The sequence below is a fragment of the Mycolicibacterium smegmatis genome (assembly GCF_001457595.1).
GTDB classification, from domain to species: domain Bacteria; phylum Actinomycetota; class Actinomycetes; order Mycobacteriales; family Mycobacteriaceae; genus Mycobacterium; species Mycobacterium smegmatis.
In genome coordinates this window covers 685,796-712,358 of sequence record NZ_LN831039.1, presented here as the reverse complement: position 1 = coordinate 712,358, position 26,563 = coordinate 685,796, and the positions used below count along the sequence as shown (strand labels likewise).

At 63.4% G+C, this 26,563-nt stretch carries 19 protein-coding genes and 1 pseudogene; 5 read left to right on the top strand and 15 right to left on the bottom strand.

Going from position 1 to position 26,563, the window contains the following annotated elements; all coding sequences use genetic code 11:
* Positions 1-113: 113 nt before the first annotated feature.
* The 3 genes from AT701_RS03090 to AT701_RS34555 form a co-directional block, all read right to left on the bottom strand.
* Positions 114-566 (bottom strand): flavodoxin domain-containing protein, encoded by a 453-nt coding sequence (locus tag AT701_RS03090; RefSeq protein WP_058125142.1) that lies wholly within the window; start codon positions 564-566, stop codon positions 114-116.
* Entirely contained in the window at positions 563-1,984 is a 1,422-nt protein-coding gene (locus tag AT701_RS03085) for an FAD-dependent oxidoreductase (RefSeq protein WP_081319350.1), read from the bottom strand. Before AT701_RS03085 ends, AT701_RS03090 begins: the two co-directional genes overlap by 4 nt.
* A gap of 294 nt (positions 1,985-2,278) precedes the next feature.
* Positions 2,279-2,623, bottom strand: a complete 345-nt coding sequence (locus AT701_RS34555; RefSeq protein WP_157892499.1) for a cupin domain-containing protein — start codon at positions 2,621-2,623, stop codon at positions 2,279-2,281.
* Positions 2,624-2,808: 185 nt separating this feature from the next.
* Between AT701_RS34555 and AT701_RS03080 the strand changes: the two genes are divergently transcribed.
* The gene (locus AT701_RS03080) at positions 2,809-4,140 is read left to right on the top strand and encodes an MFS transporter (RefSeq protein ID WP_157892498.1); all 1,332 of its coding nucleotides are present in this window, start codon (positions 2,809-2,811) and stop codon (positions 4,138-4,140) included.
* 169 nt (positions 4,141-4,309) lie between these two features.
* On the opposite strand, the gene AT701_RS03075 is transcribed toward AT701_RS03080, so the two are convergent.
* From AT701_RS03075 to AT701_RS03060, 4 genes are all read right to left on the bottom strand, one after another.
* Entirely contained in the window at positions 4,310-4,645 is a 336-nt protein-coding gene (locus tag AT701_RS03075; RefSeq protein ID WP_058127515.1) for a DMT family transporter, read from the bottom strand.
* A complete protein-coding gene (locus AT701_RS03070; protein WP_058125140.1) occupies positions 4,645-4,983 on the bottom strand; it encodes a DMT family transporter in 339 nt (112 codons plus the stop codon). The genes AT701_RS03075 and AT701_RS03070 overlap by 1 nt, the downstream gene beginning before the upstream one ends.
* 122 nt (positions 4,984-5,105) lie before the next feature.
* Positions 5,106-7,301 (bottom strand): N,N-dimethylformamidase beta subunit family domain-containing protein, encoded by a 2,196-nt coding sequence (locus AT701_RS03065; protein ID WP_058125139.1) that lies wholly within the window; start codon positions 7,299-7,301, stop codon positions 5,106-5,108.
* A gap of 210 nt (positions 7,302-7,511) precedes the next feature.
* Positions 7,512-8,951: an APC family permease gene (locus AT701_RS03060; protein WP_058125138.1), complete on the bottom strand. Its 1,440-nt coding sequence runs from the start codon at positions 8,949-8,951 to the stop codon at positions 7,512-7,514.
* Between the two features lie 758 nt (positions 8,952-9,709).
* On the opposite strand from AT701_RS03060, the pseudogene AT701_RS03055 reads away from it, so the two are divergent.
* Positions 9,710-10,949 (top strand): annotated as a pseudogene (locus AT701_RS03055) (IS256 family transposase).
* Between the two features lie 70 nt (positions 10,950-11,019).
* Here AT701_RS03055 and AT701_RS03050 read toward each other — a convergent pair.
* Positions 11,020-12,660 (bottom strand): flavin-containing monooxygenase, encoded by a 1,641-nt coding sequence (locus AT701_RS03050; RefSeq protein ID WP_058125137.1) that lies wholly within the window; start codon positions 12,658-12,660, stop codon positions 11,020-11,022.
* Positions 12,661-13,049: 389 nt separating this feature from the next.
* Between AT701_RS03050 and pdxS the strand changes: the two genes are divergently transcribed.
* Together pdxS and AT701_RS33975 are read left to right on the top strand one after the other, a co-directional pair.
* Complete coding sequence (pdxS, locus tag AT701_RS03045; protein WP_058127514.1) at positions 13,050-13,940, top strand: pyridoxal 5'-phosphate synthase lyase subunit PdxS; 891 nt, start codon at positions 13,050-13,052, stop codon at positions 13,938-13,940.
* Positions 13,941-13,945: 5 nt separating this feature from the next.
* Positions 13,946-14,278: a WhiB family transcriptional regulator gene (locus AT701_RS33975; RefSeq protein WP_081319347.1), complete on the top strand. Its 333-nt coding sequence runs from the start codon at positions 13,946-13,948 to the stop codon at positions 14,276-14,278.
* Between the two features lie 74 nt (positions 14,279-14,352).
* On the opposite strand, the gene AT701_RS03040 is transcribed toward AT701_RS33975, so the two are convergent.
* The 5 genes from AT701_RS03040 to AT701_RS03020 all read right to left on the bottom strand — a co-directional run bounded on the left by AT701_RS03040 (position 14,353) and on the right by AT701_RS03020 (position 21,393).
* A complete protein-coding gene (locus AT701_RS03040; RefSeq protein WP_081319662.1) occupies positions 14,353-15,363 on the bottom strand; it encodes a ferredoxin--NADP reductase in 1,011 nt (336 codons plus the stop codon).
* A 15-nt stretch (positions 15,364-15,378) separates the two neighbouring features.
* Positions 15,379-16,089, bottom strand: coding sequence for an SDR family NAD(P)-dependent oxidoreductase (locus AT701_RS03035; protein WP_167350199.1), 711 nt, complete (start codon positions 16,087-16,089; stop codon positions 15,379-15,381).
* Between the two features lie 80 nt (positions 16,090-16,169).
* On the bottom strand, positions 16,170-17,312 hold the full coding sequence (locus tag AT701_RS03030; RefSeq protein ID WP_058125135.1) for an aromatic ring-hydroxylating oxygenase subunit alpha: 1,143 nt from the start codon (positions 17,310-17,312) through the stop codon (positions 16,170-16,172).
* Between the two features lie 305 nt (positions 17,313-17,617).
* The gene (locus tag AT701_RS03025) at positions 17,618-18,994 is read right to left on the bottom strand and encodes an NADP-dependent succinic semialdehyde dehydrogenase (protein WP_058125134.1); all 1,377 of its coding nucleotides are present in this window, start codon (positions 18,992-18,994) and stop codon (positions 17,618-17,620) included.
* A 92-nt stretch (positions 18,995-19,086) separates the two neighbouring features.
* On the bottom strand, positions 19,087-21,393 hold the full coding sequence (locus tag AT701_RS03020) for a N,N-dimethylformamidase beta subunit family domain-containing protein (protein ID WP_058125133.1): 2,307 nt from the start codon (positions 21,391-21,393) through the stop codon (positions 19,087-19,089).
* A 171-nt stretch (positions 21,394-21,564) separates the two neighbouring features.
* Between AT701_RS03020 and AT701_RS03015 the strand changes: the two genes are divergently transcribed.
* On the top strand, positions 21,565-23,190 hold the full coding sequence (locus AT701_RS03015; RefSeq protein ID WP_081319345.1) for a PucR family transcriptional regulator: 1,626 nt from the start codon (positions 21,565-21,567) through the stop codon (positions 23,188-23,190).
* Between the two features lie 67 nt (positions 23,191-23,257).
* Here AT701_RS03015 and AT701_RS03010 read toward each other — a convergent pair whose 3' ends face one another.
* Positions 23,258-24,754, bottom strand: a complete 1,497-nt coding sequence (locus AT701_RS03010; RefSeq protein WP_058125131.1) for an aldehyde dehydrogenase family protein — start codon at positions 24,752-24,754, stop codon at positions 23,258-23,260.
* A 46-nt stretch (positions 24,755-24,800) separates the two neighbouring features.
* Entirely contained in the window at positions 24,801-26,159 is a 1,359-nt protein-coding gene (locus AT701_RS03005) for an aminotransferase family protein (protein WP_058125130.1), read from the bottom strand.
* Positions 26,160-26,563: the final 404 nt, after the last annotated feature.

Genomic DNA, 26,563 nt, shown 5'->3' with positions numbered 1-26,563 from the left:
ATCGAGAGTCACTGAGTTGGGCTCGGGGATTATGGCGGCACTCAGCGATGAGGTGCCATGTACAGTCACGTTTCTCCTTCGATCAAGGTGGTTAGGTGGCTACGTTTCTGGCGTCACACTTCAGCATGTGCGAATGTCTCCCGGACCCATGTCGTCGCGGTGTCGCAGGGGTCGAGGCCACTGTCGGCATCGTGGCGACCGGTCTCGCCGATTTGCGTCGCGCCAAGCCCGGTTACTGCAGCGATCAGAGTTTCGATGCCGTTGTTGTAGGTGTCATAGCTGCTGTCGCCCAGGCCGAAAGCGGCGAACCGGGTCGACGACAGGTCCGGCTGCAGGGCCTTTAGAGCGTCGAAGAACGGTATGGCGGTGTCGGGCAGATCCCCTTCGCCATAAGTCGAGGTGATGAGGATGACCAGCGGTTGTCCGCCAAGCTCATCCACCGGGTAGTCGCCCATACTGTGCACCTCGGCTGAGGTGTCGAAATCAGCCAGAGCCGTGGCGATTTCGTCGGCGACCATCTCGGCGTTTCCGGTTTCGGTACCGAAGAGGATGGTGACCGTTCTCATTGATCCGACTCCCTGCGAGTATGTTGTTGCGCCCGGCCGTCACCCGGACGCTGCGGTATATTAAGTGCAGCAACTGAATTAGATGCTGAGGTGGCGATTAAGAGCATGTGCTTTCGATCGGTGATCTTGCGCCGACAACGACCGGGCGGTGCTTCTCTTTGTTCGATGGCCTCGATCCGCCGCCAATCTGCAAAATTGACAACATTTCTAAGCGATGGCTCTAGCGCCTTATATCCCGCTCTGCCGACTTCGAGACGTCCGCTTGCCATGTCGTTGGCGATGGTGTCGACCACTTGTCGAGCGTCCTTGCGGGTCTCTGGGATGGCGCCTCGCGGTCCACGGTTGAGCCATCCCACCCGATAGACGTTCTTCCCGGACCACTCCCCGGTCGGGCAGCTCCGATCGTCATGAGCTCCATGGGTGAATCCGATTGCTGTGATCACAGAGTCAACGGCTATTTCGGTCACCGGGGCGAGCCCATTCGGACTACTCGCCCTCAGGTGTGCGCGACCATCGCCATTTGTGATCGATTCAGGAGTGAGTTGGAAGTGTAGGCGCACTTGAGTGCGTGTCTCCTCCGGTGTGGATGAGTCGGTGGCGGTGCCGATATAGGGACGTAGCAGTTCTGCGGCCGGTCCGATGTCGTTGTCGCTCATGCCTGTCACAGTGATGTCGATGTTTGGCAGGGACAGCAGCTCGCGCATCATCGCGAGGTCAAATTTGGCGTGACACAGGCCAGATCGGCTGATGACGTCAATGCTGGTGAGTCTCCGAGGTCGGAGTTGTTCGAGAAGCTCGTCGTTGATGTCAGACCCATTCAGCTCCTCGGGGTCCTTTGACATCAGTCGAATCACGTCTATGGCAACATTGCCCATGCCGACCACGGCAAGGTGCCGACCGAGCGGCACGTACCGGCCGTCGGCATCGCGTGGAAGCGTATGTGCCGGATGGCCGTTGAGTGCGCGCAGCAGCATTCCAGCTCCGATCACGCGCGTCCCCGCTTGTTGCGGGATGCCCAGCGGGCGATCTTGGGGAAGTCCCGTGGCAAGCACAACGACGTCGAAGCAACTTGCAATGTCGGCGAAGTCGACGTCGGATCCCACGCACACGTTGCCGGCGAATCGCACGCCCTCTCGTGTGAAAAGTCGGTCGAACTGCCGTGTAACATTCTTGGTGCCCTGGTGGTCGGCCGCGATCCCGTAGCGGACAAGTCCATAAGGCGTCGGCATCGACTCGAAGACGGTGATCTCCGCCTGCGGCCACGCCTTCTTCAGAAATGTCGCGGCGTAGCATCCGGACGGGCCGCTTCCGACCACCGCGATGGTGACTCGCGAGGCCTCGATGGCCGTGTCAGATCGGGGGTGATGCGTTGATGTGGCTAGCAATCTACTTGTGCCGGATGGGTTTTCGTCAGTCATTTCTACACTTTCGCGGCGCGAGGCGGGTGGGCCACGCGAGGAGGCCGATGTTGTGGGCCCCGGTTGTCGATATGGACAGCAGACGCGCAAGGCGTCGGCCCGCGGAACTGAGAGTACATACGGTGTTGTCCGCGTCACACGGAACAAAGTGTCAGACGATACGGGCGAGACGTGCGTCAGACTGTCCATGGTGCCGATTCGAATATCTGCCGACCAGAACGGATCGTGGGCCGCCCGGCCGGGGGAGCCGCCGCGGCGACGCCGCCCCCCGGCCGGCGGCCGAGCACAACACGATCAGTCGGCGGTAGCGGTCTGAACCTTGGCGTAGAACTTCTGCAGCTGCTCACGGATTTCCCATTCACCCACGAATCCGTCTTCCATCAGAAACGAGACACCCGGCGCCAGTTCCACCGAACTACCATCGGCAGACCGCAACACTCCGCTACCACTGATGATGTGGATTACTTCGTCGAATCCCCGCGGCGCTGTGGTGAACCGGCCCGGCGTCACCTCCCACAGGCCGGACTTAAAGCCCTCGCCCGATACTGCTTCCGCAAGACGTGTTTCCGGTTCTCCCTCCGTCACACGCTCACGTGCCACGGGCGTGAAAGGCGTCCAATTGGAGTCGAACTTCTTCACAGATGATCCTGCTTTCTGAGGTGGAGTTTGCGTGCGGTCGTCGATCGTAACGGCGTTGTCTTCACTGCGTCTGCCCGAAAGTGCAGTACTTGACGATGTGTCGATGGCGTCGGGATCCTCCTTGACACTTCGGCGATGTGGTGTGAGCGCCCTCACGTAGCAACCTTTAAGAGCACGGACGGCTCGTGTGGGTTGACTTTTCAGCCAGGGCCGCACTTTGCACGACAACAAACTTTGTCAGGTCCGAGTCGCGGAGGAGCGTTATGTCAAACAGTAGGTGGACAAATCTATTTGTCGCGTACATGGCATTGGTGGGTGCGTTTCTGCCCTATGTCGGGTGGAGCCCCAGCCTCGGAACCATCAGCGAGGAGCTGGGTCTGAGCTACTCGCAGGCCGGCGGCATCTCCTCGATCACCGGCCTGGTCGCAGGTGTGATGATCCTGATCGGGGGTGTGGTGGCATCCCGATGGGGAAGCAAGAACGTCATCATGGCGGGTCTGGCAGCCGGGGTGCTGGGGCAGGCACTCTTCGCCATGGCCGACGGATTCAGCCTCATCATCGTTGCGAGGGTTCTCGCCGGCGTCTCGGTGGGGTTCTTGTGGGTCGCCACCTACACCATGGCGGCGAACTGGTTCCGGGACGTCAGGAAGACCGGGCGTGCACTTGGCGTCATGCTGTCCGGAGACGGAATGGGAGCCCTACTGAGTCTGTTCGTCTTCTCGGCCGTGCTTGCCGCCTTCGGCTGGCGCATGGGCCTGACCGTTCAGGCTGTCTGCATGGGTGCCGTCCTCGTCGTGGTGCTCTTCGTGTCGAAGAACGCGCCCGTCGCCGTAGGCCAAGCGCTACATTCGCTGCCCGCAGAACCGGTGTCGGGTGTCTCTGCTGAGCGGCCGTATCGCTCGCTGGCGAACCGAAATGTGCTGTCAGCACTGCTCTTCTGGATTGGTGGCGTGGGCCTGTTCGCCGCGATCTCGAGCTGGATGCCGTCAATCCTCGTCGAGGAAGCAGGCGTGTCGGAATCGCTGGCCGGGTTCCTGACCGCACTGTTCTCCATCGCCGGCTCGGCCGCGGCACTGTCGGTGCCCATCCTTGCCGAACGGCTGGGCAGTCCGAAGAAGATCATCACGGTGGGTGGGTTCGTGACGGCAGGTTCGCTTGCGGCGATGACGCTCTTCCTAGCCACCGGAAACTACGTCATGGTCATCCTGCTCGTTCCGCTGATCGGTATCGGCGTTTACGCGAGTGAATCATTGTCGTTGGCCGAAGCCGTCGAGTCAGTGCACCCGAAGTCTGCGGGTGTGGTCAACGGCATCATTGTCGGGGTCCCCTGGATCGTGAGCGGATTCGCCTATCCGTACCTGTTGGGGGCCGTCAAGGATGCCACCGGCAGCTTTGTCCAGGGTTTCGTGGTGCTGACCGTCGCCACCATCCTGCTGTGCGCCGTCACGCCGTTCTTCATCAAGGAAACCGCCCCTGTCGCAGAGCCGAACTCCGACGCGCTGCAACCACAACGCTGAACGGACTGGGTGGCAGTGGCGTGCGGTATTGCCTCAACGGGATACCGCACGCCACTGCGTGACTCACCGCGCGACCGCGGGCCACGGCAGTTCGTTGAACCACCACACACACCCGTGGAGCGACAGCTCAGCGCTGACGGGTCGCCATACAGATCGTGTCCCTAGCTAGCTAGCTAGCCCCAAGACCGGGTACACCGGCGAGCTCGATCGCGAGCACACCAGAGACGATGAAGGTGATCCCGATTGCCATCTTCATGGTCAACGGGTCGTTGAACAGGAAGCGCGCCACTATCGCGACCAGCGCTACGCCGCATGCGGTCCAGACGCCATACGCCACACCCACCGGCATGCCCAGGCTCAGGGACACCCACAGCAGAGAAAGCGACACGGCGTAACCGGACAAGACTGGCGCAATCCACCGCTTTCTGCGGAATCCCTCCGAAGCACGCAGGGCCAAGGTGGCCCCCACCTCGATGACGATCGCTGCCCCCAACACAAACCACATCATGTGGACTGCTCCTTCGGTGAGTGCGAGCCCAGTTCGACGAACATCACCCCGGCGATGATCAGCGCGATCCCACCCACGATGGGCCAAGTCAGCGGCTCGTCGAAGAAGACGGCCGCCAAGGCGGCGGTGCCGGCGGTGCCGACCGCCCCCCAGATTCCGTACGCCACCCCGACAGCGAGGCCGGTCCGAAGAACCAGCGTCAGCCCCACAAACGCGCAGACGTAGCCGATGACTGCCAGTACCAGCCATCCCTTGTTGTCGTGAGACGCACGCAGGGCCAGCGTCCCGGTGAGCTCAAAGGCTATGGCAGTCCCCAACAGGGCCCACCGCTTCACTGCACCGTCCTCCCATCTGACACCAAGCGTCCAAACCCGGAGGGTCCTTGTGCGCGAGCTCTTTCGCCCAGTTTCAACAGCCGGTGCGTCGGCTGTCGCCGGCGCGAGGCAGCAGGGCGAGTTCAGCTGCCCGAGGTCGGCAATTGTTCGGCCACAAATCCCCGGAAGACATTCTCGGTGAGCCGCGAGACGTTGTTGTCGTAGGAGTTGTACGACAGACAGGCGCACCACGCTATCGATCCGACACCGAAAACTGCTCCGCCGTTGGGGTATTCAAGAAAGACCATGTCCGCTCGGATCTCGCCGTCCCAGATTGCGGACAGCTGGAGCTCCTCGCTGAAGACCGCCCAGTCGTCGGTGTCGAAATCCCTGGCGCTGGCAAGGACCATCGTGTGCTCGGGTGTGCCGAGCGCGGCGTTGGTCTGGCAGATCTCGAATCCTGCAGCACCCCAGCTGTTTACCAGGCAGTCGAAGGCACCGATCTGCTCGTCGTCGCCGATGCCGTCGAAGATGAACGCCACTTTCGGGTCGAAGCTCGCCGGTTGCCGATCGTACGGCCGTCCGACGCTGCCTCCTTCGGCAATCGAGCCGACGCCAAGGAATCGCTGGGGAGGGCGACCGCGAAAACGCCAAAGTCCCCCGGGCTCACCGGTACTGCTGAGCGACGATTCGCCTGGCGCGGCGTTCCAAGTACGCTGCGCGGGTCCGCAGCGACGGATCTCCACTCCGGTCCCGGTCCCGTCAAGCGCAGTGACCCAATACAGCCCATTACCAGAGAGATAGATGAACCGGCCGCCTCCATTGACGTAGGCCTCAGCCGCATCGAGCATCGCTTCTGACCAGTACTCATTATGGCTTGCCGTCGAAACCACGCGATAATCTCTGAGACGCTCCACTCCCTCGTGGTGAAGCTCGAGGTCTGTGATGATGTCGTATTCGATACCCCGCTCCTCCAGCCAGTCGATGAGGTGCAGGTCGGCGTTGAACTGGTGCGGCGAGCCTTTGCCCAGATCAAGGAATGGCATGTCGTACTTGGGCCGCATGTTCACGACCGGCCGAAGCCAGGAGGAGTAGCACACTCCGCTACCGTCGGTGTGTCGGTCATACAGGCTCCGCATGCCCGTCTCGACCACGTACTTGTCCTGCTCCTGCCACGGATAGTTCGGCAGCGCACCGGAATACGCCCCCGTCGGGCCGAGCATCTGCTCGTTTCCGTACGCGAGATAGCTGAAGACGGGAAGCAGAATCGCGATTTTCGCGGTCGGGCGCCCGAGAGGCGGAACGACGAAAAACGGAACATAGTCTTCGTGGTCGCCCGCCGTGAGGTGCACGGCGTACACGCCGCTACGCAGATCGGACGGAACGGTCCACTCGAATGACGGCCTCCAGCCGGCGTCGGAAAGGTCGTCGTCGTGGAAGTGGATGGCGCCGTACTCCCCGGGCGCGTGCTTCCAGGCGAGCTCTCGGCCAGACCAGTTACGGCCGGTTACCCCACGCGTCGGCTTGTTGACAACCTCCCCGTGGTGTCCGTTGCCCGAGGTATCGACCACCGACCACGTGCTGATGTCCTGAGAGAAATCCCACGCCGCAGCCGCATCGGTGGGCGCAGATGCGTCGTCATCGCGAAGTGCTGCCAGCTCGTCGTCGTTGAGCGCGCGCGTGAACACTTTCGGGGCGTCGATCTTGCCGTTGTAGAAGTTGCCGACTTCTCCATCGGCTGTGGCCTCACCTGCGATCAGCAAGGCTCCTGTGCCCCATGCGTGGCCGGCAGGCATGGCCGCGGTTACGTGCCCGGCAAGCCCTACCGTAACGCCCGAGCTCGGCTCAAGCGCAAGACGTGCGGTTCCTGACGCGGACTCGTAAACCGCTGACACGAAGTACCATTGGTGAGCACGGACGGTTTGATCGACCGAGATAGCTGTCGTCCCCATGCGAAGTGTCAGTCGACCATCTTCGAGTCGCAGCGCGAACCCGTCGTCGTCGGCGTTGCCCTTTGCGATGATCGTTTGGACAGCCTTGCTGGGGAGCGTCGGACAGATCCACATCTGAAGTGTCAGGTCCCCCGCCGCGTCGAACTCTGTGGAGCCAGAGGTCCGGATGTAGGAACCGGTCCGCAGCTTCTGCAGGCCTCCGTCGTACTCCCCGTCCAAGCTGCTGGGAACCGCCACATCCTTGTAGCCCGGTCCCGCCGGGTTGGTGTCGCCATGGATGAGGCGGACCAGTCGAGCCGAGAAGCGGCCGGGCTCAGAACTCACCATGAAGGTGATTGACGCTCCAGGCTCGACACTCAACTTGTCTGCGTAACCGACAACCTTCATCCTGCTCCTCCGCTGTCTTGCTGACCGATAACCGGGGCACCGGCACGGGCGGGTGCCGGTGCCGACGTCACGGCTGTCATCGTGTTCCCATTGACGAACTTCCAATCTGCCCGCGATCGCGGGCGCCAGACAATCCGCCTCGTGTCAACCGTGCGCGAGGACGCCATGACGGTTCGTCAACAGCCGTCGTGTGCGGCCCCTCTCCGAACTTCAGTCGTCGAGGGATAGTTCGGGGCGCCGGGTCGCCACGGTGAACCCCCAGGCGAAGGCCAGCGCCAGTGACCCGAGCACGGCCCATGCCACCGGCCGCGATCCCCCGACGAGATCGCGCAGGTTTTGGAGGACCAGCACAAACACTGCGACCAGACAGACCAGGGCCACCAAGGGGACAACAATGACTCGGCCAAACGATTCATCGAGAGCGCCCGAGCGCCATCGTCGACCGAAGAAGACCAGCGCCGACAGGGTGGTGCCGAGGAGCATCACGATGAACCCGACAGTTGTGGCGCCCGCGAACCAGCCGTAGAGCTCGGTCGCGGGATCCAGGCGGGTCACGATCGCCACGAGGACGAAGACGGCTGCGATCACGGTCACGACGTGGGAAGCGGTGGAGGGTGACCCGTGCCGTTCGTGGCGCGTGCCCAGTACTGCCGGCAATGCCCCCCGATTCGAGATGTTGAACACGTAACGGGAGGACACGTTCTGGATGGACAGCAGACATGCGAAAAGACTTGTCACGAACAGCACCTGGACGACGTGTTCTGCGGTGCCGCCCAGGTAGTGCGCCACGGCACCGGGAAGCATTGCAACCGGATCCGCGGCGGCGATTCTGACCGCCTCCTGGTCGCCCCAGGCAGAGATCAGCGCCCACGTGGATACCACGTAGAACACCCCGACCAGGGTCACCGCGAGATAGGTCGCTATCGGGATCGTGCGGTTAGGGTCGCGGCACTCGTCACGAAAGACCGCCGTGGCCTCGAACCCCAAGAAGCTCAGGAAGCAGAACAACAGTGCCAGCCCGGGTGCTCCTGATAGCAAAGCCTCGGGTGCGGTGAAGCCGCGCGACATACCCTCCGGGCCACCACCGTTGGCGAAGACAGCCGCATCGAGCGCCAGGACGATTCCCACCTCGGCGACCAGCAAGACGCCGAGCACCTTCTTGGACAAGTCGATGTTGCGGTATCCCAGGGACGCGGTCGCGACCATGCATACGTAAGAGCCCACCCACCACGGAGCGCTGACACCCCACGACGCGAGCAGCGCGGTGATACCTGAACCTAGAAGGCCGTATACGCCGACCAGGACAGCGAGGTAGGCCAGCAACGCCAGGAAGGCAGTCCCGAACCCAGTCCGGCGCCCCAGCCCGGTGCCGATATAGGAATAGAAGGCACCCGCATTCGGCACATACGGTGTCAGCGCCGTGAAAGCGACCGAGAACAGCAGCAGGATGCAGGTGCTCACGATGAAGGTCGCGGGGAGTCCGATTCCGTTACCGGCGTTGATGCCAATCGGCACTGTACCGCCCATGGCGCCAAGAGGGCCCGCGAAGGCGGCGACAATGAAGACGATTCCCCATACCCCCATTGAGCCGCTGAGGCGTTGCGCCCCAACGGGCTTGGACGTGTCGCAGGATACAAGTTCGTCAGACATGGGAAATGACAACCCTTCTCGAGGATCTGCTCGGCGAGCCGAGCACGTGCGCCGGCGACGGTATCAGGTCATCCTCGATGGTGAGTCGTCCAGCACCTAGTGACAGGTTGTCAGCTCCGACGAGCAGAACATGATCATGCTGTCGGGTCAACGACGGTCGGTGACGATGGGCCGCACTCTCGAAGGAGGCGTCAACGCTGCCGGCCGACGCCGCACGCTTCAGTGCCGCTTGCGCAGTCCGGCGCGCATGGCCGCGATGACGGCCGTTCTCGGAGCGTATGCATCCCGACGCAGCTCTCTGAGGACACTGTGTTGCCAAACTCATCGACTCGCTGCACGCCCGTCACAACGCGGGCCGATGGCCCCGCACCTGGGAGCCCGTACCGGGGGAGTTCCTCGATGCCCTCGACATGGCCGCCTCGCCAGCAAGTCGCTCGTAGCCGCAGTTGGGTCCAGTCGCGACCACTGCGCCGTTCGTCAGCAGTTCCAGTGGCAGCACTGAAGACGTCTCGCCAGACCAGCGGATCGCGCTGGGTCAGACCGTAGCCACGTCGACGGTCCCGTGTACCGACGCAGAGTCGTCGGCATCCCGCGCGGCGTGGAACTCGGGGTAAGTCCCCTGGGGTGGTGGGGTTTCGGGTCTGCGGCTGGCCGGGCTGGGCTGTGTCCGGTGTGTCGTTGAGGGCTTTGGGGTGGGCCATCGCGTAGTGGTCAGTGAGTTACCTACCAAGTGACTCAACAGGAAGACATACCACGCGATGACCCAGGATCATTCTGCCCTGCTTGCCCAGCTCGATGCGCTCAAGTCTGCTGATGCCGGGGCGGTGTTCGCCGAGTTGATCCGCGCCGGTCTGCAGGCGCTGATCGAGGCTGAAGCCACCGAGGTGATCGGCGCGGGCCGCTACCAACGCACTGACGGGCGCGCCACCCACCGCAATGGGCACCGGCCCAAGACGGTGTCGACCACTGCCGGCGATGTCGAGGTCCAGATCCCCAAACTGCGGGCCGGGTCGTTCTTTCCCTCGCTGCTGGAACGGCGTCGCCGCATCGATAGGGCGCTGCACGCGGTGATCATGGAGGCCTACGTTCAACGGTGTGTCGACCCGCAGCGTCGATGACCTCGTGGCGGCACTCGGTGTGGGTTCCGGTGTCTCGAAATCCGAAGTCTCGCGCATCTGCGCCGGCCTCGATAAGGAGATCGACGCGTTTCGCACCCGCAGCCTGAACCACACCTCGTTTCCGTACGTGTTCTGCGACGCCACGTTCTGCAAGGTCCGCATCGGAGCGCACGTGGTGTCCCAGGCCCTGGTGGTGGCCACCGGCGTCTCCATCGACGGCACCCGCGAGGTGTTGGGCACCGCCGTCGGCGATAGCGAGTCCTTTGAGTTCTGGCGCGAGTTCCTGGCCTCGCTCAAAGCCCGCGGCCTGAGCGGGGTGCATCTGGTGATCTCCGATGCCCACGCGGGCTTGAAAGCCGCCGTCGCCCAGCAGTTCACCGGCTCGTCCTGGCAGCGATGCCGGGTGCATTTCATGCGCAACCTGCACGGCGCGGTGGCCGCCAAACACGCACCGGCGGTGACCGCGGCGGTCAAAACGATCTTCGCCCACACCGATCCCGCCGACGTCGCCGCGCAATGGGATCAGGTCGCCGATACGCTAGCTGCGAGCTTCCCGAAAGTGGCCGCGATGATGGACGAGGCGAAAGCCGACGTGCTGGCGTTCACCGCGTTCCCGCGCACTCACTGGCAGAAGATCTGGTCGAACAACCCCATCGAGCGGCTCAACAAGGAGATCAAACGTCGCGCCGATGTCGTCGAGATCTTCCCCAACCCGGCCGCGTTCCTACGGTTGGCCACCGCCGTGGTCATCGAAGCCCACGACGAATGGCAGGTCACCCGCCGCTATCTGTCCGAGGTCTCCATGGCCGAACTGCGCAAAGTCATCGCCGACAAACAGGCCGCCGCCGAACCCATCGCCGAACAACGTCAAATCGCCTAACATTCACCACGACTCGTTGATCACCACGCGTGCACCCACGCCGATCCGAAGTCCACCACCCCAAGGGGCACTATCGGAACTCGAACCCCTCGTACCCGCGCGCGACCACGTCGTCGACGATCTGGACGTAGTTGCCCCAGCCGCCGGCGTAGGGGATGAAGAAACGCGTTCCGTCCTCGTTCACGTGGGTCATGTAGTTCTCGACCTGCTTGCGGATCAGGCCGTCTGCCACCGCCTGGCTGCGCTGCTTCCAGTCCTCCTGCGCAGCCAGCGTCGGCTGCACGGACGTCAAGCCGTTCCGCTCCATGTAGCCGATCAGGTCCGTCACGACGTCGACGTGGTACACGTTGTGCACGTTGAAGTTCACCAGCACCGACGGACTTCCCGGACCGGTGAGCAGGTACAGGTTCGGGAACCCGTGCAGCATCAGGCCGAGGTACGAGTGCGGGCCGCGCTGCCAGGACTCCGTCGGGCGGGCGCCGTGCTCGTTTCGGATGTCGATCGCGTCGATCGGCCCCGTGAAGGCGTCGAATCCGAGCGCGGAGATGATCAGGTCGAACTCGTACTCGCCGCTGGACGTGCGGATCCCCGTCGGCGTGATCCGCTCGATGGGTTCCTCGCGCAGGTTCACCAGCTCGACGTTCGGCCGGTTGTAGGTCTCGTAGTAGCCGTTGCAGACGCAGAGCCTGCGCGTCCCGATGGGGTAGTCCTTGGGCTCGAGGACTGCGGCGAGCTCGGGGTCGCTGATCGACGAGCGGATCTTCTCGCGGACGTAATTGGAGACGATGTCGTTCACCGTCCAGTCGGTGCGCTGGTCCGGGAAGGCGAACGTCATGGCGAGGCCGCCGAACTCCCACTGCGACTCGAGGCGTTTGAGCTGTTCCTCGGGCGAGAGCTCGGTGGCGGGAGTGTCGCTGGTGGGTGCCAGGTAGGCGGTGCTGCTGCCCTGGACCTGCTGCCAGACTTCGGGGAGCCGGGCCGCGATGTCGGCGTACTTCTCATGGTCGATCGGCGCGTTCTGCGACGGCACGACGTAGTTTGGCGTGCGTTGGAAGACATGGAGGCTGGCTGCCTCCTTCGCCACCTCGGTGATGACCTGGACACCGGAAGAGCCGGTGCCGATGACGGCGACTCGCTTGCCCGCGATCTCCACCGGCCGGTCCGGCCAGTGCGACGTCTCCACCCACTCGCCGGTGAAGTCCTCGCTACCGGGGAACGGCAGCTCCCGCGACTTCGACAGCTGACCTGTCGCCATCAAGACGTGACGGGCGGCAACAGACTGGCCGGTGCTGGTGCGGATCCGCCAGAGCTCCTCCTCCGGGTCCCAGAGCATCTGCTCGACCCAGGTCGAGAACCGGAAGTGCCGACGTATGTCGTGGTGGTCGGCGTAATGCCGAAGGTACGCAAGGATTTCCGGCTGTGCGGGGTAGCGCTCCGTCCAGCGCCAGGTGCCGTACAGCTCCGGGTCGAAGTAGCAGTAGTAGTAGGCCTCGATGTCGACGCGCGCACCCGGATACCGATTGTGGAGCCATACACCGCCGACGTCTGGCGCGCCCTCGAAGGCGATGACCGTGCGGCCCTCGCCGACGAGTCGCTTGACTGCGTACATCCCGCCCATGCCGGCGCCGACGACGACGGCGTCGACGACTCGTACGTCCTCGGCCGAGGAGCCCCAGGAGGGGTCCTTGATCGGGTTCGTTGCGTGGCTCATCTAACCGCCCTTCGTCATACAGCTCTCACGTGTCGTCCGGCTTCGGCTCGTCGGACATGGTCAATCCTGCCGAGCGATCACCGCTCGCCGGCACATACGTGGTGTCACACGTTGCGGCGTTTATCGCGTTACTTCGTCAAGTCGGCGCCACTGAAGAGCGTCCGGAAGCTCGGGCACTTGACGTTGTGTCGGCGACGGTGCGGACGTCCGTGACACTTCGCCGATGGGGCTCGAGTGCCCAGACGTAGCACTCTTGTTCGGCACGGTCGATTCCCAGATGCGCGATCTGCGAAGGAAGCCCTACGTGGACCCGGCGGGTGGTCGTGGGCGCCCCGATACTGGACAACCGCCGCACCCGCTCGACCGGCAACGGTGTGAAGGAGTGCGCTATGGCAGACAACACAGTTGGTACTGCGCGCGTGAAGCGTGGGATGGCTGAGATGCTCAAGGGCGGCGTGATCATGGATGTGGTCACGCCGGAGCAGGCGCGTATCGCCGAGGGTGCCGGTGCGGTCGCGGTGATGGCGCTGGAGCGCGTCCCCGCCGACATCCGCGCGCAGGGCGGGGTGTCGCGCATGTCGGATCCGGACATGGTCGAGGGCATCATCGACGCGGTCACCATCCCGGTGATGGCCAAGGCGCGGATCGGGCATTTCGTGGAGGCCCAGATCCTGCAGAGCCTCGGGGTCGATTACGTCGACGAGTCCGAGGTGCTGACCCCAGCCGATTACACCAACCACATCGACAAGTGGCGCTTCACCGTGCCGTTCGTGTGCGGGGCGACCAACCTGGGCGAGGCGTTGCGGCGCATCACCGAGGGCGCGGCGATGATCCGCTCCAAGGGTGAGGCCGGCACCGGCGACGTCTCGAACGCGACCACGCATATGCGCCAGATCGGTGGGGAGATCCGCCGGCTCACCTCGATGAGCGAGGACGAGCTGTATGTGGCGGCCAAGGAGCTGCAGGCGCCCTATGAGCTGGTGGTCGAGGTGGCCCGGGCCGGCAAGCTGCCGGTGACGCTGTTCACCGCCGGTGGCATCGCGACCCCGGCCGATGCGGCGATGATGATGCAGCTCGGCGCCGAGGGCGTGTTCGTCGGGTCGGGCATCTTCAAGTCCGGCAACCCGGCGCAGCGGGCGGCCGCGATCGTCAAGGCCACCACCTTCTACGACGACCCCGACGTGCTGGCCAAAGTGTCGCGCGGGCTCGGCGAGGCCATGGTCGGCATCAACGTCGAGGAGATCGCCCAGCCGCACCGGCTCGCCGAACGCGGCTGGTAAAAATCATGTCCGCCAACACCACTCGAGTCACAGAGACGCGCACGCGGCAAGAGGAGGCCTGGAGTTGGCGCCTTCTCGCGCGGTGTCGCGACGCCGACGAATCTCTGTTCTTTCACCCGGATTGCGAGCGTGGCCGCGCACGTTCCAGCCGCCAACACAAGGCCAAAGAGGTCTGTGCAACCTGCCCGGTCATTTCCGCGTGCCGAGAGCACGCCGTCAGGTTTCAAGAGGCATGGGGTACGTGGGGCGGATTGTCTGAGGATGAGCGCAGTTCAATGTTGCAGTCGCGAGTCAGCCGTATACGTACCCACCGAAGTCTCGTCAGCCCGAAGCACTGAAGACCGCTGTCATCCAGAACCGACACGCGTACGAGCTAACCTTGGCCCGCAGATGAGCCCTGCTTGAAAACGCCTCAGTCGTAGGTGATGACAATAGATTCCGACAACGGCTTGGCTTGGCAGGCCAAGCGATACCCGTCGGCCAGTTCATCAGAGTCGAGCACGTCGTTCTGCTCCATCTCGACGGCACCCTCGACCAACTGGACAATGCACGCACCGCACTCACCGCTACGGCAGGAGAAGGGAGCGTCTACCCCCTTGGACAGCAGGTGCTGGAGCAGAGGCACGTCAGACGGCCAGTCGTCGAAGTCGAAACTAGCGCCGTTGCACGTACCACGGACCCGAGCCAGCTTGGCCCCAGGGTCGGACTCAACATCCTGAGCCTGGAAAGGGTTGCTGCTCAGTGACTGGAACACCTCACGTTTGAGGCGATCGCCGACGAATCCCAGTGGGGTCAGGGCATCGGTGACCGCAGCCATGAATGGCGCCGGCCCGCAGGTGTACGCAGAGTAATGCGGGTACGCCGCAACGAACCGCCGCAAGTCAGCGGTACGGGGCAGCGATTGCAATTCCTCCAGCCAGTGCACCACATGAAACCGGTCCGCATAGGTGTCCGACATGGCGCGTAGCTCTTCAGCGAAGATGACTGCCGCGGCATCTCGATTGGCATAGAACAGCGCCACGTCTCTATCAGTCTGTGTCAGAACATGTTTCGCGATCGACATCACAGGGGTTATTCCGCTGCCGGCAGCGAACAAGACCAAGTCGGTGTCTTGCGACGGCGGGATGAAGTTGCCTGACGGTGGCAGCGCCGTGATGGTGTCCCCGACTGTTATGTGATCGCATATCCAATTGGACGCGTAGCCGCGCGGTGTGCGCTTCACCGTGATCGAGAAGTCCTCCTCATGGGGGGCGCTCGACAGTGAATAGCATCGCGCCACCGTTCCACGTTCGGACGGCACTCCGATCGTGAGAAATTGTCCCGGCTTGTACGCGAGGGGCCTGGGTGCCTGAAGCCGAAACGACTTCGCCTCGTGGGTTTCCGCGATGACCGAAAGGACTCGGAATTGGACTAGATGGGTCAAGGCAGACTCCAACGATCAGTAGGTCTTGGCCAGTAGCCCGTCGTCAACCACGAGTGACGTTCCATTGACGCCGGCCGCTTCGTCAGATGCGAGGAAGACGGCCGCGTTGGCGACGTCACCGGGCTTGAGGATGCGCTTCGTCGGGTACAGCGCTTCGAATTCCCTCCGGGCAGCGCTGGGGTTACTCTGGGTTGCCAGGAAGCTATCGAACATCGGCGACTCGAAGTCACCGGGGCACAACGCATTACACCGAATACCTTCCGCTGCGTACGCAAGCGCTACGGACCGGGTGAGCCCCATGACACCCGATTTCGTTGCGACGTAGGCGGCGGTGTCGGCTGTCGCGGTGAAGGCGGCCACGGACGCAGTGTTGATGATCGACCCACCGTGACCCTGCTCGCGCATTGCGAGCACCGCGTGCTTACTGCCCCAGAACACCGAACTCAGGTTGGTCCGGAGTGACCGATCCCAGTCTTCGGTTGTGGTCTGGTGCAACTCCGCGGTCACAAAAAACGCCGCATTGTTGTGCATGATGTCCAACGAGCCGAACTCGGCCCGGCAGAGCTCGATTGCTCTGGCGATGTCTTTCTCTACGGCCACGTCGCCGCGTACGAAGACCGCTGTGTGGCCGTCCTTCACAATCGATTGCACGATTTCGTGGCCGCGGTCGGCGTTGCGCCCTACCGCGACCACCGCGGCACCCTCGGCCGCCATGGCGTACGCCACGGCCAATCCGAGACCACTCGTGGCTCCGGTGACGACAGCAGCCTTGCCGGCGAGGCGTCCTCGGCCGGAACTGTGGGTACTCAGCTCGGTTCTCCCATCATCTCCAGGTACTTGCGCAGCGCGGCGCGGATACCGGGTTCCTGCGACGGCGAATTCGGTCCCGGAACATAACGTTGCGAGGTCAGGCCGACTTGTTGGCGCTCTTGGATGTGTAGGTCCTGAATGTTGGTGATGTCCCACAGCTTGACGAGTTCGTCGACGTTGTAGTCGACTCCCTCCTCGGCGTCTTCGTGCACAAACCACCAACACACCATCTTGGTTCGCGTTGCCGAGATCGGCAGGGTGCTGGCGACCATGCCGTAATCAGGATGGAATCCCCCCCAACAGTATCCGGGCTGGGTCATGAACCCCGCGCCGAAGTCATCGGGAACGTCGGCGCCGCGGCCGAACTCTCCGAGGAGTTTCTTCGAGACGTAGTGGCCGTCCATCGACAGCGATTCCAACTCACGCTTGACCGGGATGACCAAACCTTGGACCAGATCGCCGATATAGTCCTCTTCGTAGTAGTCCGACATCTCTTGGGCGTCGAGCGAAACGCAGAACTCCGGATGCACCGACGGACAGTGATAGCACTCGACGCCGTTTTCGAGCAGAAGCTTCCAGTTGGCATCGGCATAGTAGGTGATCTCGTGCGCGATCTTGAGCCGGGTGGGATCGAGGACCGCCATGTCGGCGGTTGCCTTCTCGTCGATCATCGAGTCAACCGGAGCCGGGGCGACTTCGGCCAGGCTCACAAAAATGAACCCCTGCCAGATCGACACGTGTATAGGAAACAGCCCGAAGTCCTTGTAATCGAAGAACTCTCCGTCGTCCTGGCGGGTAGCTTTGAGCAACTTTCCATCGAGCCCGTAGCTCCACGAGTGGTACGGGCAGACGATTCTGCGGCCGACCCGGCCAGTGGGCTGATTGCACAGCTGCAGTCCCCGGTGCCGGCAAACGTTATGAACGGCGCGGACGTCACCGCCGTCGCGCACCACCAGAATGTTCTCGGTCCCGACCTCGAAGGTGAAGTAGTCGCCAGTCTTGGGGATTTGGGAAACGTGCCCGGCGTAGATCCACTGCTGGCCCCAGACCCTGGCCAGCTCATTGGTGTACCGATCCTCATCGAGGTAGTACTCGCGGGGCAGACTGGTGAAGTAGTTTTCGTGATCAATCACAGACATGAACAGGCTCCTTTGGAAGACCCGGGCTGGTCAAGGGGAAAGGTCCCTTCGCAGAAAATTCTCGCCGCTGGTGTGAGTGCGGACACCCCGCGGACTGTCAGGCAGCCGCCTCGGGACGTTCACATTTCGTCAAGCGCTCACCGGAGTTCCGTCGACCTCTCGGCCACGAGGCCGTCAGTCATCGTTGATGCACGCCCGGAGCGGAAGCGAGAAATGCGCGACCGTGCGGGCCTCGTCCGTTTATAAAGAACGGGTTCGGGTGAGACCGCACAGCCGCGCATGACTGTCGGGAGGGTAAACGACGCTCAGGCCTTCCAGACCGTCTTCAGGTTGCAGAACTCACGAATGCCCGCCGCCGCGAGTTCGCGGCCATAGCCCGACGCCTTGACGCCGCCGAACGGCAGCTCAGGGAAGGACACCGTCATCCCGTTGACGAAAACCGCTCCGGCGTCCAGCTGATCGACAAACCAATCCTGTTCTGCAGAATCGGTGGTCCACACCGCGGAACTCAGCCCGAAGGTGGTCTGATTGGCGATCTTGACGGCCTCGTCACGATCGGCAACTTTGTAGAGCGACGCGACGGGACCGAAGGTCTCTTCCAATACGATGCGCATGTCATCGGTCAGGCCCGCGAGAACGGTCGGCGGGTAGTACCAGCCTCCGGACTTAGACGCCAATCCGCCGACGAGCACTTGAGCGCCCTTGGCCACCGCGTCGTCCACCAACTCGGCTACTTCGTCGCGACCGGACTCGGTGGCCAACGGCCCGACATCCACTGCCTCGTCCATCGGGTCACCGACGGTCAGTGCGCCCATCTTTGCGGCGAACAGTTTCGCAAACGCATCGTACACGTCGGCGTGGACGATGAAACGCTTTGCAGCCACGCATGATTGACCGTTATTGGAGATGCGGGCCTTGACGGCGGTGGCAGCCGCAGCCTCCAGATCGGCGCTGGGCATCACGATGAACGGGTCGGACCCGCCGAGCTCCAGGACGGCCTTTTTGACCTGCTGCCCGGCCGTTGCGGCCACCGAGCGGCCCGCTTGCTCGGAACCGGTCAGCGTCACGGCCTTGACACGGACGTCTTCGAGGACGGCCGCGACCCCGGCGGACCCGATGAGCAGCGTCCGGAACGAGCCGACCGGAAATCCGCTCTTCTCGAAGAGGGCGTCGAGGTACAGGGCCGACTGCGGCACGTTCGACGCGTGTTTGAGCAGCACGGTGTTACCCGCCATCAGCGCCGGCGCGGCGAACCGGACGACCTGCCAGAATGGGTAGTTCCATGGCATGACGGCCAGCACCACACCCAGCGGCTGCCACACCGCGCCCGCCTCAGATGCGGTGACGGCCGAGGGATCCGCCAGGAACTCGGCGGCCAGGAAGGATTCAGCGTGCTCGGCGTAGTAGCGCATGTTCTTGGCGCACTTGAGAACTTCCCCGCGCGACTGGGCGATGGGTTTACCCATCTCGCGGGTGATCATCTTGGCAGCCGACTCGACATCGGCCTCCAAGAGGTCTGCGGCCGCCTTCATCCACTCGGCGCGTTGGGAGTACGTCGTATCACGCAGCGCCTCTGCGGCGTCGGCGGCTTCGGTTATGCGGCGCTGCACCTCGGCGTCGTCGTGGGCAGCGAAGGTCTCGATCGTCTCACCGGTGGCTGGGTTGACACTGGCGATGGGCATATGCGATTTCCTCTATTCTGAATGGGTTTAGGTATAAACATCTGGGTGACGCGAATGTCTTCGCTGTCCGGCTCTCGCCATCGCTGTCGAGATTAAATCTGCTGCCGCCGGGCGTCGGCGAGCAGCGGTTCGACCGGGTTTGTAGTCTCGATGTTCGCCATTGGCGATGGGCCTCTCAGTTTACGAAATGGGTGCTGACGTGTGCGTCTCTGCGCCTGAATCCCGTCAGAGATGAACGCCTCCAGCACATTTCGGGTGATACGGGAGACATCGTTGTCATATCCGTTGTACGACAGGCAACCGGCCCACGCGATGGAGCTGACCGAAAAGACCGCGCCTCCGGCGGGATACCTCAGGAACGTCATATCGGCACGAACCAGCGGGCTCTGGGTGCCACCCTGACTGGAGTCGGACAGCAGAACATCGTCGATGGCTCCTTGAGCCCCATCATCGAACCCGTCGGCAGTGGCCAAGATGACGGTCTCTGCCGGGGTGCCAAGTGCCGGATCGGCGCGATCAAACTCGAATCCTGCTGCACCATAGGAGTTGACGAGGCAGGGAAAGTCGCCGATCATGTCGCCCGCTACGCCGTCGAAGATGAACGCGACATCCTCGTTGTAGCTTCGCTCCGTACGCCGGAAGGGACGACCTGGTCCTGCCGTCTCGGCTGTGTAACCCGCGCCTATCCAGGACTGTGGGCCGCGACCTCGGAACCGCCAGGTACCGCCGAGCTCCCCGGTGCTGCTCAGGTGCGCCTCACCGGGTTCGGGTTCCCACATCCGCGTCGCGGGGCCGCGACGGCGGATCTCGACGCTGGTGCCGGTCTCAGGATCGAGTTGGGTGACCCAGTACATTCCGTTGCCGCACAACGACAGTAATCGGCCACCGTCCTGAAGGTAGCCTTGTGCGGCATCGATCATTTCACCCGACCAGTACTCGTGATGCGAGCCGGTCAGCACCGCCTTGTACGGGGCGAGCAAGGAATGACCCTCGTGGTGGAGGTCTTCGTCGGTGAAAATGTCTGCTTCATAGCCGTTTTCGTGCAGCCAGTCGATGATGTGCAGGTCGGCGTTGAATTGGTGTGGCGAGCCCTTGCCGCCGTCGAGCCACGCCATGCGGCATTTGGGACGCATATTGACCACGGGTCGCAGTCGTGACGAATAACAGACGCCCGAACCATCGCTGTGTTTGTCGTAGAGACTCAGTAGGCGGTTCTCGACGATGTAGCGGTCTTGAACCTGCGACGGGTAGTCGGCCTGGTTTTCAAGCAGAGGGTTATTCAGCAGCTGCTCATTGGCGTAGGCCAAGTAGCTGAATGTCGGGATGAGTAGTGCGATCTTGGACGTCGGATACCCGCGGCGCGGGCGAACGAACACCGGGATGTAGTCCTCGGCATCGCCAGCGGTCACATGTGCCGCGTAGACGGCGCTGGGCAGTTCGTCGGGAACCGTCCACTGAAAGGCTGTCTCCCAGCCCGCATCGGCAAGGTCGTCGTCGTGAAAGTGGATGGCGCCGTATTGCGCCGGTGCGTGCGCCCACGACGTTTCCGACCCGTCCCAGTTATGGCCGGTAGCGCCTCGCATCGGTTTGTTGACGGTGTGTCCGTGGAATCCGCCGACGACGTCGGTCACCGTCCAATTGCTGATGTCGGCGGCGAAATCCCATGCGGCCAAGGGAGAAGCCGCAGCCTGGTTGGAGGTGTCCTGCCTGATCGATTCCAGCTCGGCATCGTTGAGCGCCGTCGGATAGATGCGGGGGGAATCGATCTTGCCGTTACAGAAGTTTCCGACCTGCCCGTCGCTGAGCTTCTCGGCACCGATGAGGACGTCAGCCACACCGGGTGTGGGCATACCGATCGAACTGCACGCGCGGTCGTGATGGGGGGCCCGGTTGATCGCCAAGGGTACCACATCGAGGCGCAGCTCACCTGCGGCGGTGTCGAACACTGCCGCTACCGAGTACCACCGGCGGGGCAGGATCGGGCTGGCCACGGTGACCGCCTGATCGCCAACCCGAGCGGTGATCCTGCTGTCCTCCATGCGGAGGGCATATCCGCCGTCGTCGACCGACCCTTGAGACAGCAGGGTCTGTCGACCGCCGGTTGCCGAGTTGATCCACATCCACAGATGGATGGAGAAGCTGGCCGACGGTGTCAACCCCGCACGATGCGGAATGTGGACGTAGGAGCCCGGGCGCAGGGACTGGTACCGGCCTGGATGGGGTCCCTCGATGGCCGAAGGAACGCGCGTTGCCTTGAAGCCAGGACCGGCAGGATTGTCGTCGCCGTGGAGCAAGCGCACCAGCGTGGCGTGAAAGGTCGGCTCAACACTGCTGATCTTGAATTCAACTGTTTGGCCCGGCTCCACTGTGAGGCGATCTGTGTAACCGACGATCGGCATACTCACCGGCAGCCTCCTTCATCCAGTCAGCAGATGCTTCGCGAAATGTTTCTGCATATTGCCGGGCCCGGCGACCCGCGTCATGTCAAGCATCTCGGGATCAGGCGCGACAGGATGTCGGAATTTCGGCAGTAATTCTGCAACGACCGGCGAGTCAGCCACACTTGGTAAGTGTCTGAAGCCTTGACCGTTCGAGCTGCCCTACAGCTGCCCGCCCTACGCGGCGGCGCGCCCGAAGTGATCGCGGGCCGAGAGAACCTCGACCGCCCCATCCGCTGGGTACACGTGGTCGAGGTTCGCGATATCGCGTCTGTTCTGCGTGGCGGCGAACTGGTGCTCACCGAGGGCCGCATGTTCCACGGGCCGGAAGCGTCGGACCGGCGACTCATCGCGGAATTGGCTGAACGCGGAATCGCCGCCATGGTGCTCGAGCTCGGCGCCAACTTCCGTAGCGTCCCGCGGCACCTCATCGACGAATGCCAGAAGCGCAATCTCACGCTGGTGGCGTTGCATCTCCCGGTTGCGTTCATCGACGTCACCGAGGCGATTCACACCCAGATCGTCAACCAGAAGATCACGCTGCTGGATCATGCACAGGAACTTCAGCGTCGACTGACCGAGCTGGTACTCGAAGGCGGCGGGATCGCCGAGGTACTCGACGCCCTCGCTGCGGCAGTGGGTGAGCCAGTCCTCTACGAGCGCGCTGGCGGCGGATTCGTATATCGAGCGTTGAACGGCCTCACCGAGCGCGACGTCACCGCGGGCTGGGAGTTGATCACCAGGTGCGTCGACAGCGCACCGCCGTTCATCGAGAAGCATCTGACCATCGACGGCGCGCGTGACGGCCGCCTCGTGGCGCTCGGTCTCAGCATTGCCGAAGGTGGAGGCTTCGACGAGGTAGCCACGGTAGCGCTGGAGCGCGCCGCGCAAGTAGTGAGTCTGATCGTGATCGGCAATCGTCGCCGCGATGCGGTGTTTGCCAACCACGGCCGGCACGGCGGTCTTCTGACCTCACTGCTGGCCGGCTCGACCGAACCCTACGCAGCCGAGGCCCGCGCCGTCGCACTCGGGTTCACGCCGCCGGTTTTGGTCCCCATCGGGATTCGGCGGGCACGCCATCATCGGGCGGCCACCGTCGCTGCCGAAGATCATCAATGGCGCCTCGTGTGGCGCGATGTCCACACTGAGCTGGAAAACATCGGAATACCTGCACTGATCGACGAAACCACGACAGCCGGCCCGACCTTGGCCATGATCGGTGTCGAGGATGTCGCGAACCGTAGCCGCATCGCCGACAGAGTCGCGCAGGTCATCCAGGACGCCGCCAAGCGCCATCTCGGCGAGCCGCGGGCGGCGGTCTTGTCGGTCGGTCCTGCCGTGCACACGTGGCAGGCAGCGACCGAGGGCCTGGCCGTCTCCGTCGATGCCTTGGAGGGCGCACTACACAGTCCGCCGCGCGCCTGGCACGATGCCACAGATCTTGATCTCGACCGGTTGATCTGGAGTCTGCGCGACAATCCCGATCTGGAACGTTTCGCCCGGCTGCGACTGGAACGGTTGGTCAACTACGACGCGCAGCGCCACACTCAACTGGTCAAGACCCTGCAGGTACTGCTGGAACAGCACGGACAGAAAACCGAAACAGCCCGTGCTCTGCACCTGGAGCGGCAATCGCTCTACAACCGGGTGGAGCGGATTCAGTCGCTGCTTGGGGTCGATCTCGACGACTCGGACGTCCGACTGGGGCTGCATCTCGCGTTGCGAGTGCTCAGCCACATCCCTACCGACCAGATCTGACTCCGGGCCCTCGAACGGCAGCTGCCGCCGCGGGCAGATGCCCACGGCGGCAGCCGGTTTCAAGGTGTCACAACAGGTTGATGAAGGTGGTCTTCAACTGGGTCCAGTTGTCGAAAGCGTGGTGCGAGTAGTCGCGGCCGATACCGGAGAGCTTGAAGCCGCCGTGCGGCAGCGTGACGTCGAAGAGTTCGTCACCGTTGACCAGCACCGCGCCCGAGCGGAGCTCACGGGCGAGACGGTGCGCCTTCTTCAGGTTTCCGGTCCACAGCTTGGCCGCCAACCCGTAGGAGGTGTCGTTGGCGATGCGCAGACCCTCTTCCTCGTCGGAGAACGTGATGACCGAGAGCACCGGTCCGAAGATCTCCTTGCGGGCGATGTCCATGTCGTTGGTGACACCGCGGATGACAGTTGGCTCCACGTAGAATCCGCCGGATTCCTGGCGAACGCGGTTGCCGCCGTGGGCGATTGACGCACCGCCGGGCACAGCGCCCTCGATGAAGCCCATGATCCGCTCCAGCTGGCGGGAATCCACGATGGCACCCATCGCGGTGGTATCGTCGAAGGGGTCCCCCGGCTGCCAATTGGCTGCCACCGCGCCCATTCGGGCCACCAACTCGTCGGCCAGCGACTCGTGCACGATCAGGCGCGAACTCGAGTCGCACATCTGTCCCGCGTTCCCGAAGATCGATTCCGCGGTCTTGACGGCGATGAGGTCAAGCATGCCGGCGGCATCTTCGAGCACCAGGGCCGGCGACTTGCCACCGAGCTCAAGGGAGACCTTCTTGAGGTTGGAATCGGCTGCGGCCTTCAAGATGATCCGGCCGACGGTCGTGGACCCCGTGAATCCGATCGCCTCGACGTCCTGGTGTTCCGACAGCGCCTTGCCTGCGGTCTCGCCGAGCCCTGGGACGACGTTGAGAACACCGGCGGGGATACCGGCCTCCAGCGCCAATTCGGCGATCCGCAAGGCTATCGCCGGTGACTGCTCGGCGGGCTTGAGGACCATCGAGTTGCCGGCGGCAAGCGCCGGGGCAATCTTCACCGCCGGCATCAGCAGCGGGTTGTTCCACGGGGTGATCGCGGCGACAACACCGACCGGAACCCGGGTGATGGTGGCGTGGCCGACCTCACCGATGGGTGCAACCTCGTCATAGAGGTGGTCGACAGCTTCGCCGAACCACTCCAGCACGGTGGCGCTGTAGTCGACCTCCCAGCGGCCGTCCTTGATCGGCTTGCCCATCTCGACGGTCTGCAGGGCAGCGAGTTCCTCGGTGTTGTCCCGCAGGCTGCGGGCGAGTTGCTGCAGCACGACCTTGCGCTCACGCGGCGAGCGCCGCCGCCAGTCACCGTTTTCGAAACTGTCGCGGGCGGAGGCCACCGCGGCGTCGATATCGGCGGCATCACCGGAGGCCAGGTCGGGCAGCCGGTCACCATTGACGGGGCTGATGTTCTCGAACGTCTCCGACGAGCGCGCGTCGACGTAGGCACCGCCGATGAACGGGCGCGTCAGGCGCTCCAGGGCGGGAACGCGTTCGATGAGCGAGCTCTTGATGGTTTGCGTCATGGTTCTTTCTTTTCGTTTGCTGGGGAACCTTGCTCGGGTCGGAAGATCAGTTGCCAGAGCCGGCCGGCGGCCGAGTGGCCTCCAGTGCCGCCGCCATACGCCGGGTGATGGCGTCCACATCCTCGGTGCTCAGAGTCAACGAGGGCAACAACCCGATGGTCTGATTTGCGCGGTAGGTACGCACAAAGACGCGCTGCTTGAGGAACTCGGCGTGCAACGCCGCGCCGTACTCGGGGTCGACGCCTTCGGCGAGGTCGACCGCGTGCATCATCCCGATTCCACGGACGCTGCTCTTGTCGAGCACCGGGTAGGTGTCGGCGAGGGCCTCCAGCCGCGTCGAAAGGTACTTCCCGGCGATGAGGCTGTTGGCCAGGACGTTCTCGCGTTCGTAGATGTCCAGGGTGGCCAGGGCGGCGGCGCAGGCCCCCGGGTGTCCTCCGGCGGTCACGCCGTGGACGAAGGGGTCGCTACTGGCCGACAGCTTCTCGCGGAGTTCTCCACTGATCGCCACGACCGCCAGCGGGAAGAACCCGGCGGTGATGGCCTTGGACATGGTGAGGATGTCGGGGCGCAGGTTCCAGTTCTCCACCGCGAACATGGTTCCGCTGCGGCCGAATCCGGTGAGCACCTCGTCGCTGATCAGCAAGATGTCGTAGCGATCGCAGATCTCTCGGATCTGGGTCCAGTAGTCGTCCGGCGGCACGACGATACCGTTCGGGGTCGAGATCGGCTCGGCCATGAATGCGGCGACCTTGTCGGCCCCGATGCGCAGGATCTCGTCCTCCAGCAGGCGCGCGGCGCCGACCGAGTCGGTCTCCGGCTGGTCGATGTGGGAGAACCCGGGGAGTCGTGGGCCGATGTTGCGCCACATCGCAGGATCGCCAGTCATGCTGGACCCGGCGTAGGTGACGCCGTGGTAGCTGTTCCACCGGCCGATGATGTGCGTCTTCTCGGGGCGTCCCGCGGCAGCATTGGAGAACCGGGCAATCTTGATTGCGGTCTCCACCGCATCGGATCCGCCGAGCATGAACACGAACTGATCGAGTCCGGCCGGAGTGATCTCGGCCAGTCGTTCGGCCAACCGGGATATGCCCACGTGGCTGCGACGCTGGTAAAAGTGCGTGCCGAAGGTCAGCTCGCGTAGCGCGTTAGCGACCACGTCCGCGATATCCGTGCGACCGTAACCCAGTGCGACGTTGGCCTGGCCTGCGCAGGCGTCGAGCCAGTCCTGGCCCTCTACGTCGGTCAGCGTTATTCCGCGTCCCGACTTGAAGATCGGGCCGGGCGTTCGGTCACCGAACGGGCTGAAGCCGTGGATGACGTGCTGGGAATCCGCGGCCGCAAGGTCCGCAGCGTCCGACGTGCTGAAGTGGACGGAAGTGGCATCTGTCAGTGACGAACTCATGGGATTCAGTGTGGTCAAGCCGGGGTGACGGCGTCGAAAGGCGAAATGTCGGCAATGCCAGCGCCGAGGTCGACATAGTGTCCACACCGCTGAGTTGCCGGGTCGGACCCCAAGCTGCACAATCCTCGCCGGCGGTCCCGCGTTCAACGAGGCGTAACCCTCTACTGGCGGCAAGGACACTGACGCGCAGAAGCGTTCCTCTGCATTGTCCCGCAAAGAATTCCGCACTAGCTCAGGCGCGAACCACGGTCGTCCCTTGATGCCGAACCATCAACGACCTCGCAGGAGCGATGCACGGGGGTGACATTGCGTCGGATTCATTTGAACAAACCGCGACACTTCGCCTAGTGCCTGCGCGCGAGATGAACCGGAAACTCCCTGAATGTGATCCCCACTACACCAGA